Below are 15,053 nucleotides of genomic sequence, written 5' to 3'. Positions count from 1 at the left end.
GCCGGCTATTCAATGCGGCTAGAACCAAATGGCGGCAAGTCAGGGAGCGTCTTCACACTAAAGCCGTACGGCAAATTCGAGCCGTGCCTTGGCTATCGTATCGACTTTAAGGATGTCGAAGAGGTTAGGCAGGCAGCATAATGGCACTCAGATATTACCAGCGCGAAGCAATCGACGCGATCTTTTCCTATTGGCAGGAAGAGGCAGGCCACCCGCTTGTGGACATGGCCACGGGTACGGGCAAGTCGATTACGATGGCCACGCTGACCAAGGAATTGGTCGAGGGCTGGCCCGATCTGCGCGTGGTAAACATTGCCCACCGGGAGGAGTTGGTCGCCGGTAACTTCCAAGAACTAATAGGCATCTGGAACTTTGCCCCGACCGGAATCTACGCCGCAGCATTGAAGCGACGGGACGCCCACGCTCAAGTGCTCTTCGCCCAGATCCAGACCGTTTACAACAAGGCCAAGGAAATCGGCCACGTCGACGTACTTGAGATTGATGAGGTGCACCTCGTCCCTGCGAACACAGAGACGATGTACGGCAAGTTCATAGCTGCGCTTATGGAAATCAATCCGGATATGAAACTAGTTGGCTTCACTGCCACCCCATATCGGCTTGATAGCGGTCGCCTTGACGAAGGCGAGAACCGCATGTTTGACAAGGTGGTATATACCTACGGCATTGCTCAGGGAGTTGAAGACGGATACCTGGCGCCGCTGTCAAGTAAAGGTATGGACACTGGTTTCGACCTGACGGGCGTCGGCACGCTGGGCGGCGACTACAAGAAGGGCGCGCTCCAAACAGCGGTCGACAAAGAGGAGGTGACACGGCAAGCCGTTGCGGAAGCCATTGCTTACGGAGTTAACCGTAGAACCGCGCTGTTCTTCTGCTCTGGCGTTGAGCACGCAGAGCATGTCCGCGATGAAGTGCGCAGGAACGGCAAGTCGTGCGAAATGGTTTGCGGCGATACCGCAAAAGATGAGCGGCGGCGAATATTGGCCGACTTCAAGGCTGGTCGCCTCTGGGGCGTGACTAATGATGCGGTGCTGACCGTTGGCACCAATATACCAGGTATCGATCTCATCGCAGACCTGGCGCCGACAAAGAGTACAAGTCGTTACGTTCAAAAGGCGGGGCGGGGAACTCGTCCAATATACCGCGCTGGCTTTGATGCCAACAACGACAACACCACCGCGGAGGAGAGACGGGCCGCGATTGCCGATGGCCCGAAGCCTAACTGCCTCTATCTGGATTACGCAAAAAACGTTTCATATCACGGGCCGGTCGACCGCGCGCAACCGAAAACACCGGGGAAGGGTGACGGATCCCCGCCCGTGAAGCAATGCCCGCAGGATGAAGGCGGTTGCGGCGAGTTGGTGCACATATCCATTATGACCTGCCCATGTTGCGGTCATGAATTCCCGCCTTCGGAGGACGTAAAGATTACGCAGCACGCGGCGATGACGCCCATCATGTCTTCCGAGCAAGATATGTGGCGCGCCGTAACCAGCCGCCGCTTTTTCGAGCACCCCGGCAAGCAGGGCAAGCCGCCAAGCGTGAAGTGCGCGTATACCTGTGGGTTTTTGAACGTTAATTCATGGCTGTGCCCCGGCCATACAGGATTTGCGAAAACTAAGGCGGACCACTACTGGCGAGACCATGGCGGGCTACGGCCATTCCCTGATAGCGTGGAAGCTTGGCTTTTGAGGCAGCACGAACTCCTGCCGACCGCGGAAATCGAGATCGAATACAACGGCAAGTGGCCGAACGCAAAAAATTATAGGGCGGCAGCGGCTAACGATAACCCGCGACAGGCGGACAACGATAACGAAGTGCCGACCGGCCACACGAAAGAGAGTTGGGAAGCGTTGTTAGCGGATGAAGTGCCGTTCTAGCACCACCACCATGTGCCTAGTTGTGCGAGGCACAACATGGCGCAATTACCACCACCGAGGAGACCAACGCATGACCGCGCCCATCATTAACCCGCCACGCAATCACAACGCCGACCCTATCGACGTCGCCTTGGATCACATTCAAGACCTTTACGATGAGGCAAAGAATTTCGCCGATGGCGAGCCTATCGACAGCGAGGAAATGCACGACGCGATTACTAAGCTGTACGACGCTATTCACGACGCGGGCAAGGCTGCAGACGCCTTGCGCGTCGAGGTTAAGAAACCTCTGGACGAACAGATCAACGCGATACAATCAAGATTCAACCCCTTCATCCAGCCCAAGAAAGGGAAGGTCGATCTGGCTAAGGCTTCCCTCGGCGCTTTGCTTGCCGCGTGGCGCCGCCACGTCCAAGAGGAAAAGGCCCACATTGCGGAGGAAGCCCGCAAGGAAGCGGAACGGCTGGCCGAAGAGGCGCGTGCCATCCGTAAGGACGGCAACCTGGAGGCAACAGAAGCCGCTGAACTGCTTATCAAGGAAGCCGCCGCGGTAAGCCGATTTGCGAAGGCGCAGGAGAAAGGGCCGACTGGCCTTCGCACCGTGTGGCGGGCAGAGCTAGTCGATATCGAGAAAGCCTTGGACTGGGCATACGGGCGCGACCCTGATGCGTTCCGCGCACTGTGTCAGTCTCAGGCCGACGCGGTTGTGCGGGCCGGTATGCGGATGGTGCCAGGGTTTAGGGTTTTCGATGAGAAGGTGGCTGCTTGATGGTGTATGAACGCTACTACTACATGCCAATGCCGGTCAACGCTGACGGCGACGGCCCCGCAATGGGAGATGAAGCTGTTGCCACACTTCATGAGGTATGGGACGACGCCTGCCTAACGGTTTGCACCTGTGGCGATGAAGCTATGGCGCGCCGCGTTGCCGAGGCGCTTAACGCAGCCCAATCGTTGCCACCTATTGCCCAGCAATAGGCCGCAACCTTTCGTTAACCACTACCCACCACCACCACACACCACCACACCGGCACGGCTACTGGCCGCGCGAGAAGGAGGTACTATGAGAATTGAATGCATAGGCAACGCTACCCTGTACAACGGCGATTGCCTAGAAGTTATGGCGGGGCTGGGTCCGGTCGACCATGTGATCTCGGATCCGCCGTACGAGGCTCGAATGCAAATGCTGCACGCCAAGTTTAAGCTTCGCCGAACGGATGGCGGGCCGCAGAGGCAAGAGCTAAATTTCCAATCCATCAAGGATGTTCGCGACCCTTTCATCGATGGAATGAAGCCGCTCAATCAAGGATGGCTGCTTGCATTTTGTAACGTAGAGGGCGTTGGCGACTGGCAGAAAGCTATCGTTGACCGAGGCTTGAAGTTCAAAACCACATGCATCTGGGTAAAGCCCGATGCCACGCCAAAATTGAACGGGCAGGGGCCGGCGCTCGCCTATGAGTGCATCACGACGACGTGGTGCGGCAAAGGCCATGCCCGCTGGAACGCAGGCGGCAAGCGCGGCGTCTACACGCACCTAACCAACCAGCGCGACCGTGACGGTAGGCACCCGACCGAAAAGCCCATCCCGTTAATGGCTGAGTTGCTAGCCGACTTCACCAATCCCAACGAAACCATCCTCGACCCGTTCATGGGTGGCGGGACGACCGGCGTGGCTTGCGCTCGAATGGGGCGGAGGTTTGTTGGTATCGAATTGGACGAACGCTACTTCGACATCGCCTGTGAGCGCATCGCCAAAGCTTACGCTCAGGGCGACATGTTCGTGGATCGGCCCAAGAAAGAGAAGGCAGCGGGGCTGTTCGACGCCCCGGCCAACGACAACCATGCCGCTCCCGCGCAAGCAGGTGCAGCATGAACGCGTCCACCCAACACGACCCCGCCGAGTGCCACGTGTGCGGACGGCACGCGATAGGCATAGGCTTTGCGGGTCGCAAGCCTGAAGACACCCGCTGGCTCTGCGCCGAGTGCGCGCTGATCGTCGAAGACATAAAGAAGGTCAAGCGCATGGACGCATTCGAGTTGCGCGCCAGAGAGGGCGGCGTCGAGGCCGCGGCTGATGTGATCGCGGCCTACGGCACTGAGCTGTCCGAATACACAGATGAGCAGGCAGCGATGCTCGCGGGGGCGATCTGGAAGGGGTGTGCGGCGCGGTTGCGGGAGTTGATTAGAGAGGGGGAGGCGCCGTTTTGATGGACTGGACAGATAGAGTTCCGAATTGGACCGACTTGGCAACAGACGAACTCATAGCCGCTCTACGCCACGACCTAACGGCTAGCGAACATGAACTAGTTGCCGCCACAGTGCGCGCAGCTTACGCGCACGGCAAAGAGGCGGGTAGAGCGGGAGTCCTTAGCGCGATCACATGCAAGGGCCAGAACGGTGAGGTGTACAACTCATACAACGGCGGCGAAGATTTGCGGGAGTTTCTGACATGAAGCAGGGTTGGCACAAATGGTTTGCGTGGCATCCAGTGACTGTGTGTGCACCCACACCAGGCAAGCGCGTGTGGTTGCGGACGGTAAATAGGCTGCGGCTGAACGGCGAGTGGTTCCACGACGAGGGACCGCGCATTGAGGCTATTGAGGGTGAATCGCTCTACGGCGCGATGGAAAGGAGTCTGCGGCATGAACACTGACAAAATGCGCGAAATGCCGATCTGGATAGCAGGAGCGTCGCGCCGTTTTAGCAACGCCGGTAACTCCGCGCAGCGTCTCCGGGAGAGGGGAGAGTCGCCACGCGGAGTCTCGTCCGGTTAGTGCCGGAGAGCCGTTGTTTCGCCTTCGTCAAAAGAGCGGATCAACGGGATCAGCTGCCATACGGCCGACGCGCCAACGAGGATGTACACGATCCTGGAAAGCAAGGTCATTCGCCCGAAGATTGCCGCGACAAGATCGAAGTCGAATAGGCCGACAAGACCCCAATTCAGTCCGCCGACGATCAGAAGGATGAGGGAAACTATGTTGATAGTGCGCATTGCGGTTCCTTTGTTCGGTTCGTCCTTCAACAACGACGATGAGGATTGGTTCCGGCGCAGGCCGCCGTTTTTTGGGCGCGCAGATAATCATGCATCTCTCGTGGTGCCCGCAAACTGCGCTCCTGACGCTGCAACGATTGTCGATCAATGCAAAAACGGAGTCCAAATTGAATTACGATAACGATAACGCACCAGCAGGGGCGCTCCGCTTCCTATCCGTGTGCAGCGGCATCGAAGCTGCGTCCGTCGCATGGAAGCCGCTCGGCTGGAAGGCCGTCGCCTTCTCTGAAATCGAACCCGCGCCATGCTCGGTTCTCAAGCACCACTACCCCGACACGCCAAACCTCGGCGACATGACAAAATTCAAGGAGTGGCCAGACTATGGCAAAAATGGCGACCAACCAATTGACCTTCTTTGCGGAGGAACCCCCTGCCAGAGCTTTTCCGTCGCGGGACTTCGTTCGGGCCTTGCTGACCCTAGAGGCAACCTCGCACTCACATTTCTTGCAATCGCTGAGCGCTATCAGCCCCGCTGGATCTTTTGGGAGAACGTCCCTGGCGTCCTATCAAGCACCAGCCACGTCAGTCCCGATATCCGTGAGCCGGAAGTTCCGGTGGATTTGGGGTGCGACGGACAGGAAGTGGACACTGAAGACGAGTACGACGCAGAAGAAGTACACGCCTTCAACTCATTCCTGGCCGGACTTTCAGAACTCGGGTATGGGTGGGCATACGTCGTTCGTGACGCTCAATACGTCCGAGTGGACGGCTTTGCCAGAGCAGTTCCCCAAAGACGAAGGCGTGTGTTCGTTGTCGGATATCTTGGAGACTGGCGACGTGCCGCAGCGGTATTACTTGAGCCCGAAAGCATGTGCGGGAATCCTCCGCCGCGCAGGCAAGCGGGGCAAAAGCCTGCCCCAACCCTTAGCGCGCGCACTCAAGGCGGTGGCGGACTTGGTACGGACTTCGAGCTAGACGGTGGGTTGATTGCGAAGCAGGCGGACTTCGTGTGCGCTACATGCGGAGAGGAAAACGCTGCGACGTGGTGGCCTACCTGCGAGTGGTGCGGCCATGAACACTCTGACGACGTTGCGCACCCGCTGCTTGCAAAAGGAAACAGCAGCCACGACGATAGCAAGGAGACGTATGTGCCGGTCGCCTTTGGCGGCGGCAATACATCGGAAATCGATGTTGCCACGACGCTGACAACAAAAAACCAGCGCATCGATTTCGAGGCGGAGACGTTCGTTGCCACCCGCGAAGTTGCTGCGACACTGACGCGCGGCTCAGAAAACGAGAACGGCAAGGGAGGCTATGCGGGGCGCAGACAGGAGGATGACGTAAACCTGGTGGCACACAGCCTTACCGCCAACGGCTTTGATGCCAGCGAGGATGGAACCGGGCGGGGCACGCCTATTGTGCCGGTTCCCTACACCCTCGCCATTCGCGGTCGAGGCGACAGTCACAATCTCGAATGGAGGCAAGATGGAACGGCCAACGCCATCCTGACCCCGAACGGTGGGCGTGCTGGCATTGGTGTTGGTGCGATTGCGGCACCTGTGAACCACATCGAGTTTGAGGCAGCAGGAACAATGAAAGCCTGCAAGGATAGCGGCGGGTGGTCAAACTCGATCGACCATGCGGCCGCCGATTATATGGTTCCGCAGACCCACGCCATCCAAGCGGGCGCGACCCGTACCAATCCCAACAGCGGCCCCGATGGTGTCGGGGTACAAGCCGACGTCGCCTACACATTAGAAGCGCGTGCGGAGGTGCAAGCCGTCCAGCAGGAATGGGCCGTGCGCCGCCTTACGCCAGTAGAATGTGCTCGTCTTCAGGGCTTCCCTGACGGCTACCTGTCCGTCGTCATGCACAACGGCAAGCCGCTTGCAGACGGGCCGATGTACAAGGCGCTCGGCAATAGTTGGCCGGTGAATTCCGTCCGGTGGATTGGCCGACGCATTCAACTGGTCGAGGAGGTTGCAGCCGAACTTGCCTCCCACACACCCGCCAACGACAACAACAAGGAGGCCGCCCGTGCAGCGTGATAGTGAGACAGATAATCCGATGAACCCCAGCCAAGCGCACGACACAGCGTATGACCGCACACCAGAGCACGACCAGATGGTGGTGGAAGTTTACGAGTATATCAAGATGCGCGGCTTGCCGTATCGCCCGGTCTACACTCCCGCAGGCGGCGGCCACCAGGAATATGAAAACAGTTGGGTGGAGTGCGAGAAGATGTATGTGGGACGGCGAACGTTTTTCGCGGATATCGGCGTCGTAAAATGGTCGAACCACAAAGGAGGCCGACTAACCCCCTCTAAATACAGCCACCATTTGATCCTGGAGATAAAGCCAAAGATTTACTCGGTCGGTGCCGTCATTAGGCAAGTGAAGGCGCAGCAGCACCTCATAAACGGGTGGTGCGAAGCACTTGGTGACCGAGGAGGTCTCGGCTCGACAACTTCATGGGGAAAGGCGGCGCCGGTACTCGCGGCAAATGACCCTCTCCTTGATCTTTTTAGTCGAGCCGTCGAGCATGGCTTTACCTATTTTGTTTGGGATGGCGTCAAACTAGTGAAGCCGTCCGCGGCGACTTTCGTTCCGCTAGACCCGGAAACAGGGGAAGTATTCGAGCATGGAGAAGCAGCATGAACACCATGCTCGACGTTGCATTGTCCTACTCATCCAGCGGAATTCCTGTCTTCCCCTGCCGTGAGAAAGACGAAGAGACAAGCGATTTTGACCCCGAAACCGGCGAACTCATCGTCCTAAAAGCGAAAACCCCGCGGCTTGGGAACGGCTTCAAGGGCGCAACCAAGAGCGAGCGGCTAGTACGTGAGCTTTGGAAACGCGACCCTGACTCCATGATAGGCATTCCGACTGGCGAGCAAATGGGCGCATGGGTGCTCGATGTTGACATGCACAAGGATGACGACGGCAACGTCATCAACGGCTTTGAAACGCTCGCCATTCTCGAGAGCCAAAACGGCCCGCTTCCACGCACGGCTGTAGCCCAGACCGCAGGCGGCGGCGAGCACCATTACTTTGCCTACGTGCCGGGCGTCCGCAACCGCGGCAGGCTCGGTGCTGGTCTCGACGTGCGGGGATCCGGCGGATACGTCGTGGCACCAGGTAGCCGGCTGGCAACAGGCGCGGAGTACGCTTGGGTGGACTATGACGGCGACGGCCTGCCCCCGCTGCCAGAGGCCCCCGCCTGGCTCTTGGACCTTGTGCTGCCCGCAGCTCCGGCGGCACAGTCGCCCGCATACCCCACCGACTACACATACACGCCAGGCGACAACGCGGTGTACGTCGAGCGCTCCGTATCCGCCGAGCTTAGTGAACTAGCCACAACGCCACAGGGAGGCCGCGGACAGGCGGTGAACCGCAGCGCGTATAACCTTGGCACTTTCGTTGGCGCCGGCGCCCTGTCGCGCCAGGAGGCCGAAGCTGGGCTATTTGACGCGGCATACGCCAACGGCGTTGTCGCCAAAGATGGGGAGAAGGAAATCAGAGCCAAGATTCGCCGCGGTCTGGATGCCGGCATGAAGCATCCTAGGTCGATTCCTGCGCCCGCCGTGGGCGATGATACACCCATCGTCTCGCTCGGCGTGTTGACGCAGCCTCGCCATGAGCCGCGCGCGCTTGTTGTCGACGCCGAGCCGGACCCAGAAGACATACCGGAGTACAAACTAGAGTCGGTTGACGACCTAGAGGCGCTGACGCGGCCGGGCGGCTTGGTCGAAGACCTGATCGATTGGATCGTTTCCAGCGCGGAGCAGCCCTGCCGCGCGTTGGCAATGGCGGCCGTCCTGCCATTCGTGGCGGCGCTCTGCGGCTCGCGCTATTCGACCGGCTCAAGAGACACCCGCCCCAATATCTACACCGTTGCGCTGGCGGAGTCGGGCTTTGGCAAAGAGCACGCCCGCAGCCAGATCAAGCGGCTACTTATGGCCGATCAAGGCGTGTTCGAGAAGTACAGCGGCCCGGCGCGCATTATGTCGGCCTCCGCGCTTCGTGAGGTGCTGGAGGCAAACCAATCAGTCAACTGCCAGATTGACGAGTTCGGCGGGTTCGTGCGGGATATCACCGACCGCAAGGCAGGCAGCCACCAGCGGGCTATTTCGACCGACCTGCGCGATTACTACAGCGCCAGCTCCACGTTCTTCGAAGGCGCGGCCTACCGCGGCACCCCCCCCAAGCGCATCTATAACCCGAACCTGTGCATCCACGGCACGTCGACGCCCGACCAGTTCTGGACCGCCCTTAGCAGTGCTAGCGCTGAGGACGGGCTTTTGCCGCGCCTCATCCTGTTCCACATAACGGGGGACAAGCCGGCCGCAGTTCGCCCCGAAAGGGATGTGCGAGACACCCCGTACCTCCTGATGGAGCGAATGGCACACGTTGCAGGCATAAATGTTGTTCAGCAGCGCATGCCTGGTAGCAAGAAGTTCCCGCCGACAGGACCGGCAACAGGAGCGCAGAATAAGCCGACCATCGTTCCCTGGACAGAGGACGCACTAGGCATCTTCAGGGCGGTCAAGGGAACGATCGATGCCAACGAGATGGCCGCGGCTCCAGAGGCTAGGCCATTCATGCGCCGCATTGTCGAGAACGCCATCAAACTGGCGCTTATAGTGGCCGTAGGGACGGATCCTTTAGAGCCTGTGATAACGGAAGCCAACTTCGAGTGGGCCGCAGCTGTGGCATGGACGTGCGCCGCAGGAATGCTCTCCGAGGTAACGGAACGGCTGGCCGATAACCAGCGCGAGGCGAACTACAAGAAGATTGCCGGGCTCATCCGAAAAGCTGGCGCAAACGGCATCACGGAGGGCCGTCTGTTCGACCGATGTAAGGCGATCGACGGTTGGCAAAAGAAGGAGATTCTCGACGAATTGCGGTCGGTCGGAAGCGTCGTTTATGCGTCGAACGACAACAAAAAAGGGCGCCCTACAAGGCGGCTAAAGTGGGTGGATTAACGTCCATCCACGCCGTGGTTTCGTCCGTGGACGAAATTCACGCCTCCGACTTTCGTCATGGATGAAACCAACGCAAAAATGGACGAAAGTCAGCCTGAAAAGACGAATGAAATCAATAGGATATATATACTATATATAGTTTCATCCATTTATCCAATCGTTATGTAAAGAGTAGTCTTTTCTATCATTTTCATTGGTCTGTATAATATATAGGAGCGGAAATGACAAAATCGGAATCCACCACCGCGCTTGCCTCCACCACATCCAACGCCCCTGGCAAACGCCGCCAGACCACCGTCACGATAAAAGGCAAGCGGATGGTTGTTACCACTACTGCGGCCGGGGTAACAACGGTTAAGACTGCAACTCCGCAGGAGTGGGAATGCCAAAGTGAACAGGTCCGGCGCCTACGCAGAATACCGGGTGTATTGTTTGTCGGGGGGATGGAGGCCGGCAAGCGTGGCCCCCGAGCGCGTATGATAGCATTGGCTACCGGACTCACAGCCGGTCACCCCGACTTGACGATATTTATGCCGGGCGGACGCTGCGCTTTCATCGAAAACAAGGTGGGCAACGGAAGGCTGTCCCCTGCGCAAGTAGCGAGACATACAGCGCTGCGCAAACTCGGGTTTGAGGTTGAGGTGGTTCGAGCCAGCTCAACTGATGAGGCTGGTGACAAGGCGGTCGAACTCGTCAAGAAATGGCTGACTGCCAATGATAACAATAATGTCGCAAACGCCATATATGGCACTTGACATACTATCGCAAAAGACATACATTCAAGCCATCATGACGAGTCAGGAATTCAAACTCATTCGGACAAGACTCGGCTTGACCCAGGCGGAATTGGCTTCCGTTTTGGGCTATGCGAGCGCGCTACAGATATCCAGTTACGAGCGCGCCACCAATCCACGACCAGTGCCACAACTTCTGGCCCTGCTTATGAAGGCGTACGATGAAGGATACAGACCAAGGAATTGGCCACGAGCGCAGTGACTTTTACGTCTACACGTGGTCCAGACCAGACACAGGAGAGGTTTTCTATGTTGGCAAAGGGCACGGCAACAGAGATAAAAACCTCAGCGGACGCAACAAGCTATTCCGGAGCATACTTGATAAATTGAGCGCCTTAGGGATGGAGCCAACGGTTGAGCGTGTTAGTTCGGGGCTTACAGAGATTGGCGCGTTCCAATTAGAGGCCGAACTGGTGTCTCATTACGGCAGACGAGACTTGGGAACTGGCTCGCTTGCCAATTTTACGGATGGCGGAGAAGGTCGAGTTGGGTCGATCGTTAGCCTGAGAACTCGCAAAAAGAAGAGTTTGGCGCTCGCCAGGACGCTGCAAGACCCTGCAGTAAGAAAAAAATGGAGTAGGGCGCAGTTCACAAGGTACGAAGACCCAGCACAAAGGGAACTCACGTCACTCGCGCTGAAGAAGCGTTATGAGGATCCATCAGAGCGCGAAAAAACGGCGGCGGCCCTTCGCGGCATCCCCAAAAGTTCAGAGCATATTAAGCACGTAAGGGAGGCACTACTCGCTTCATGGGAGAGCGATGAGCTAAGGGCGGCCCATAGAAGGCAATCGCTTAAAAGGGGACCATCTAAGGCCAATAAGTCTGGCTTTAAAGGTGTCTCGTTTGATGCGTCTACAGGGAAGTGGCTGGCTCAAATTGAGGTTGCAGGCAAAAATAAGCACTTAGGTAGATACGGAAGCGCAGCGGAGGCCGGCAAGGCGTACGACGATGGAGCGGTAAAATTCTACGGGCGCGACGTATACCTAAATTTTCCCGATGCAGCGCAAGCCGCCAATGATAATGAGATCGCAACAGAGCAATCAATGAAGGTCGCCGGTTAAGGCAATGCACCGCTAGAGCCCAGCCAGCGCACTAGGCACCCCGCCTTGGCCGCGCTAGGGCATCCAGTACACGTAGTGCGCGCCACAACTTGCGAGGACGCCGCAGCGCAAGCCGTAGCCCTTGTTCGCGCATGGCTAGCCGCCCCCGTAGCTGCTAACGATAACAACGCCACAAACACCAAAGCGGCTTGACACAAAGCCCTGACAACACCTATAAGAAACCATCCGGCATTTTGCGATTCTAGCTATCCTTGTTTTGTTAAAGCGCGCGCACATAGCGCACATGGTCGCCGGACCAATCACAACAACAGAACGCGCACCATGCGCAGATACGAGGAATGGCTATGACGCATAGCGCACGGGCGGCTACGGCCGCGAATGATAATGCACCTCAGCGAATTGCGGTGACCGGCAGCTTACGGCATGGGGACGCGTCGTTCCCGGCGCACGAACTGGAGGATTTCATCGAGTACGACCTGAAGTTCGGACGGGCGCAGCCGGAATACCCCACCAGCGAAGATACGCAACTAAAGGCTGGCGGGACTGCGATCAAGTTTATCGACGAGACGGGGCGGCAGGTATGGGCTGCTGTTATTCCAGAAAGCGGCGACAACTGCTACGCATACCGGTGGCGCGTCGAGCTATATCGCTACAAGAATGAAGCCTATAGCGCTTTAGTGCGCGCCCAGCCGGCATACGTCGTTTGCGACTACGACGATTACTACGATGATGATTACGAGGTCGCTGCGTGATGGCCGCTGGACATAGGCCAAGGCTGCGCGGAGATCACCCGTACCAGACCACCACCAAGTTTCAGCGCGATGCTGATGGCCATCTCATTCGAGGCGACGACGGCATGTTGGTTCCTGTTGTGGCACACAACACAAATGTTCCCGTGGCGGCTGCCGCGGCGAGCCGTGTTAGCGTAACGGCACTGGCCGAGCACCGGGGGGCGGAGGAGAAGAAAGCTATGGCAAGAGAACGGCGCCGCATCAATAAGCGTCAACGCATTGGCGATCCGTCATGCGAGCAGTCGCGTGATGAGGATTTCCCGTTGCTGGCCGTGCTGCGGCGGGACCGCAATGAAGACGCCATTCGCGTCGTGCTTGAGTATCGCCGACTGGTAGCCCTGTGTGCAGCCGAGCCGCTGAAAGGCGTGGCATATTCCAACCGCGAGGCAACGGGCATGTCCGTCGAGTACGAAAGCATCTTGCGCGATGGTGTTGCCGAGGTTGATGCGGCAAAAAAAGGCGGATGGAAGGATACAGCGGTTCCTGGTGGCGAAATTGAGTATATCAAGCCAAGGCGGTCCAAGGGCGCCTACAACATACCGGCAAGGCGAAAGGCTGCCATCGAGTATGACGACAACTGCGAAGCCCGCACCGGCCGAACCGCGAGCCTGCATGTCAAGGTGACGGAAGACGTATTACTTGACCGCATAGACCGGTTCCCCATCCTCATGCGAATTCGTTCAGCGCTTGGGCCACTCGTAGATCCGTTTGAGGATGCTGTATTGGGCGGGCAGACTCTAATCAGCATAGGTGTCCGCGCTGGGTTCCACGGACGGGAGGCAGTTTCGGCAGGAAAAGCGCTAGTAATGCAGGCGGTTGAAGCTGCTTCACCGTTCCTACACACAAAAAAATACGTCGCGACAAACGACAACTATTTGATTGAGCATAAGAATTCCGCCTGAGTGCCACTAACGCGCATTCAAGTCACCTATAGGTGAGGGGCAATAAAGCCCCAAACCTCTTGCGGTTACAATTGCCGCCCCGGTGCCTTGCGCCGGGTAACTACACAAAGACGACCTTGGCCAGTGATGGTTCGAGATAGGCGCGGTAAGCGGGTAATCCGCACGCGATGCAGCCCGACTACCCGATTGGGGCTGCCGTCTTTGTTCGATGTAAGCCGTGGTTACCGTCTCTGCGCAAGCATGCGGCCATGGCAAATATCCGCCCTTGGCGCTGCCTCCTCCGGCGACTTGGGCGTATCTGCGGCGGGTTGAGGTGCCCAACGATAAAGGGCGTGCCTCCCCGCCGCTACAGATTCTTAGCAGCCCGCGTCTGTCCTGCGCAGATGCCACTGAACGACCGATTGTGTTGCCTAAAAGGAGCAATCGCCGTGGGTGGATTGGACGTCCCTTGGGCAAGGCATCATACCCGCGCTTCATGCGCTACCCACCACCCGCTTGGCCGCAGGTCCAGCCCGCCCGTTGTGGCGGGCTGCGTTTATTCTGGAGGAAATATGTTCGACTTCATATCGCGCACACTGTCGACGGCGTTCGATGTGGCCACGTTGCCTGTTGCTGCCGCCGCTGATGTTGTGACGCTCGGTGGTGCGCTTATGGATCGGAGTGAGCCGTACACTGCCACCAAGGTGAAGCGTGTTGCCCGTGGCGTGGGCGATGTAACTAAGGCTCTTGTCGAATGACGCATGAAGGCTGGGGCGGACTTGGCTAGGCCAGATAGCCGCAGTGCTGAAGCGCAGGCTTACAGGCGTCTGTACAAGACAGCCCGCTGGCAGCGACTGCGAGACGCCAAGCTTTCGCAGGATCCACTGTGTCAGTGGTGCCTAGAGCAGGAGATCGTCGAGCCTGCAACTGAGGTGCACCATGCAGATGGCGGCCATAAGGGCGATGTCGACAAGTTTTGGAATGGCCCATTCATCAGCACATGCAAGTCATGTCACTCATCACGGGGCCAGCGCGAGGACTTAGGTCAGGCCGTAGTGACGTTCGGCATTGATGGATATCCCCTCTAGGGGGGGAGGGGAGGGTCGGGTTTCTAGGGGCGCGCGGCCACGGACCGGCGGGGTAGTCGAGAACTAGCGCTAATACAGGAATTTCTATGAGTAAACGCAAGGCTCGTATCGATAGCGCTACCGAATCTGTGCGGGTCATGGCGAAGGCGACGGCCAAGATTGCGCCGCCAGACAACGTGCCTCTGGACGACGGGGACATGCCCTTCTTCGAAAGCGTCATCGCCGAATACGCACGGTCGGAGTGGTCGGCGCATCAGCTTGAGCTTGCGGCGATGCTCGCCCGCACCATGGCTGACTTGACGCGAGAGCAGCAGTTGCTCCGCGAAGAGGGCGGGGTTGCATACTCCGACAAGGGCACGCCGGTAGCAAACCCGCGCAAATCGATCGTACAGATGCACGCATCTTCAATCTTGTCATTTCGTCGGTCGCTGTCGCTTCACGCGCGCGCGCAAGCGGGAGAGGCAAGGGATGTGGCAAATCGGCGTGCTGGTGCAAAATCAATCGAGGCGGGAAACCCGCTAGAGGACGACTTGCTGGCGCGCCCGGAGTAGTCGCTGGAGCGG

The 15,053-nt window shown here is 58.2% G+C and carries 15 protein-coding genes; 14 read left to right on the top strand and 1 reads right to left on the bottom strand.

Translation table 11 applies throughout. The annotated features are described in order from the left end of the window. The first annotated feature begins 140 nt into the window (after positions 1–140). From ACLKMW_RS06100 to ACLKMW_RS06085, 4 genes are all read left to right on the top strand, one after another. Positions 141–1,898 (top strand): DEAD/DEAH box helicase family protein, encoded by a 1,758-nt coding sequence (locus ACLKMW_RS06100; RefSeq protein ID WP_415723497.1) that lies wholly within the window; start codon positions 141–143, stop codon positions 1,896–1,898. A 70-nt stretch (positions 1,899–1,968) separates the two neighbouring features. Beyond that, on the top strand, positions 1,969–2,667 hold the full coding sequence (locus ACLKMW_RS06095; protein WP_415723496.1) for a hypothetical protein: 699 nt from the start codon (positions 1,969–1,971) through the stop codon (positions 2,665–2,667). Between the two features lie 294 nt (positions 2,668–2,961). Then, entirely contained in the window at positions 2,962–3,771 is an 810-nt protein-coding gene (locus ACLKMW_RS06090; RefSeq protein WP_415723495.1) for a DNA-methyltransferase, read from the top strand. After that, positions 3,768–4,106 (top strand): DUF6511 domain-containing protein, encoded by a 339-nt coding sequence (locus ACLKMW_RS06085; protein WP_415723494.1) that lies wholly within the window; start codon positions 3,768–3,770, stop codon positions 4,104–4,106. The genes ACLKMW_RS06090 and ACLKMW_RS06085 overlap by 4 nt, the downstream gene beginning before the upstream one ends. A 562-nt stretch (positions 4,107–4,668) precedes the next feature. Here the strand turns inward: ACLKMW_RS06085 and ACLKMW_RS06080 are convergent. Then, positions 4,669–4,890: a DUF378 domain-containing protein gene (locus ACLKMW_RS06080; RefSeq protein ID WP_415723493.1), complete on the bottom strand. Its 222-nt coding sequence runs from the start codon at positions 4,888–4,890 to the stop codon at positions 4,669–4,671. 89 nt (positions 4,891–4,979) lie between these two features. Here ACLKMW_RS06080 and ACLKMW_RS06075 point away from each other — a divergent pair, with 89 nt between their 5' ends. From ACLKMW_RS06075 to ACLKMW_RS06030, 10 genes are all read left to right on the top strand, one after another. Next, entirely contained in the window at positions 4,980–6,938 is a 1,959-nt protein-coding gene (locus ACLKMW_RS06075; RefSeq protein WP_415723492.1) for a DNA cytosine methyltransferase, read from the top strand. Continuing rightward, on the top strand, positions 6,928–7,548 hold the full coding sequence (locus ACLKMW_RS06070; RefSeq protein WP_415723491.1) for a hypothetical protein: 621 nt from the start codon (positions 6,928–6,930) through the stop codon (positions 7,546–7,548). The genes ACLKMW_RS06075 and ACLKMW_RS06070 overlap by 11 nt, the downstream gene beginning before the upstream one ends. After that, positions 7,545–9,875, top strand: a complete 2,331-nt coding sequence (locus ACLKMW_RS06065; protein ID WP_415723490.1) for a bifunctional DNA primase/polymerase — start codon at positions 7,545–7,547, stop codon at positions 9,873–9,875. The genes ACLKMW_RS06070 and ACLKMW_RS06065 overlap by 4 nt, the downstream gene beginning before the upstream one ends. Before the next feature lie 221 nt (positions 9,876–10,096). Next, positions 10,097–10,630, top strand: a complete 534-nt coding sequence (locus ACLKMW_RS06060) for a VRR-NUC domain-containing protein (protein WP_415723489.1) — start codon at positions 10,097–10,099, stop codon at positions 10,628–10,630. Next, the gene (locus ACLKMW_RS06055; RefSeq protein WP_415723488.1) at positions 10,590–10,871 is read left to right on the top strand and encodes a helix-turn-helix domain-containing protein; all 282 of its coding nucleotides are present in this window, start codon (positions 10,590–10,592) and stop codon (positions 10,869–10,871) included. The genes ACLKMW_RS06060 and ACLKMW_RS06055 overlap by 41 nt, the downstream gene beginning before the upstream one ends. Beyond that, positions 10,831–11,730 carry a hypothetical protein gene (locus ACLKMW_RS06050; protein ID WP_415723487.1) on the top strand — a complete coding sequence of 300 codons (900 nt, stop codon included), beginning with the start codon at positions 10,831–10,833 and terminating at the stop codon, positions 11,728–11,730. Before ACLKMW_RS06055 ends, ACLKMW_RS06050 begins: the two co-directional genes overlap by 41 nt. A 344-nt stretch (positions 11,731–12,074) precedes the next feature. Next, positions 12,075–12,482 (top strand): hypothetical protein, encoded by a 408-nt coding sequence (locus ACLKMW_RS06045; RefSeq protein ID WP_415723486.1) that lies wholly within the window; start codon positions 12,075–12,077, stop codon positions 12,480–12,482. After that, entirely contained in the window at positions 12,482–13,423 is a 942-nt protein-coding gene (locus tag ACLKMW_RS06040) for a hypothetical protein (RefSeq protein ID WP_415723485.1), read from the top strand. Before ACLKMW_RS06045 ends, ACLKMW_RS06040 begins: the two co-directional genes overlap by 1 nt. Before the next feature lie 551 nt (positions 13,424–13,974). Beyond that, positions 13,975–14,160, top strand: coding sequence for a hypothetical protein (locus ACLKMW_RS06035; RefSeq protein WP_415723484.1), 186 nt, complete (start codon positions 13,975–13,977; stop codon positions 14,158–14,160). A 416-nt stretch (positions 14,161–14,576) separates the two neighbouring features. Further along, positions 14,577–15,041 (top strand): terminase small subunit, encoded by a 465-nt coding sequence (locus ACLKMW_RS06030; protein WP_415723483.1) that lies wholly within the window; start codon positions 14,577–14,579, stop codon positions 15,039–15,041. The last annotated feature ends 12 nt before the right edge of the window (positions 15,042–15,053 follow it).

The organism is Borborobacter xinjiangensis, from assembly GCF_047739745.1.
Classification (GTDB): Bacteria; Pseudomonadota; Alphaproteobacteria; order Rhizobiales; family Rhizobiaceae; genus Pseudaminobacter.
This window is presented reverse-complemented; position numbering and strand designations above follow the sequence as displayed.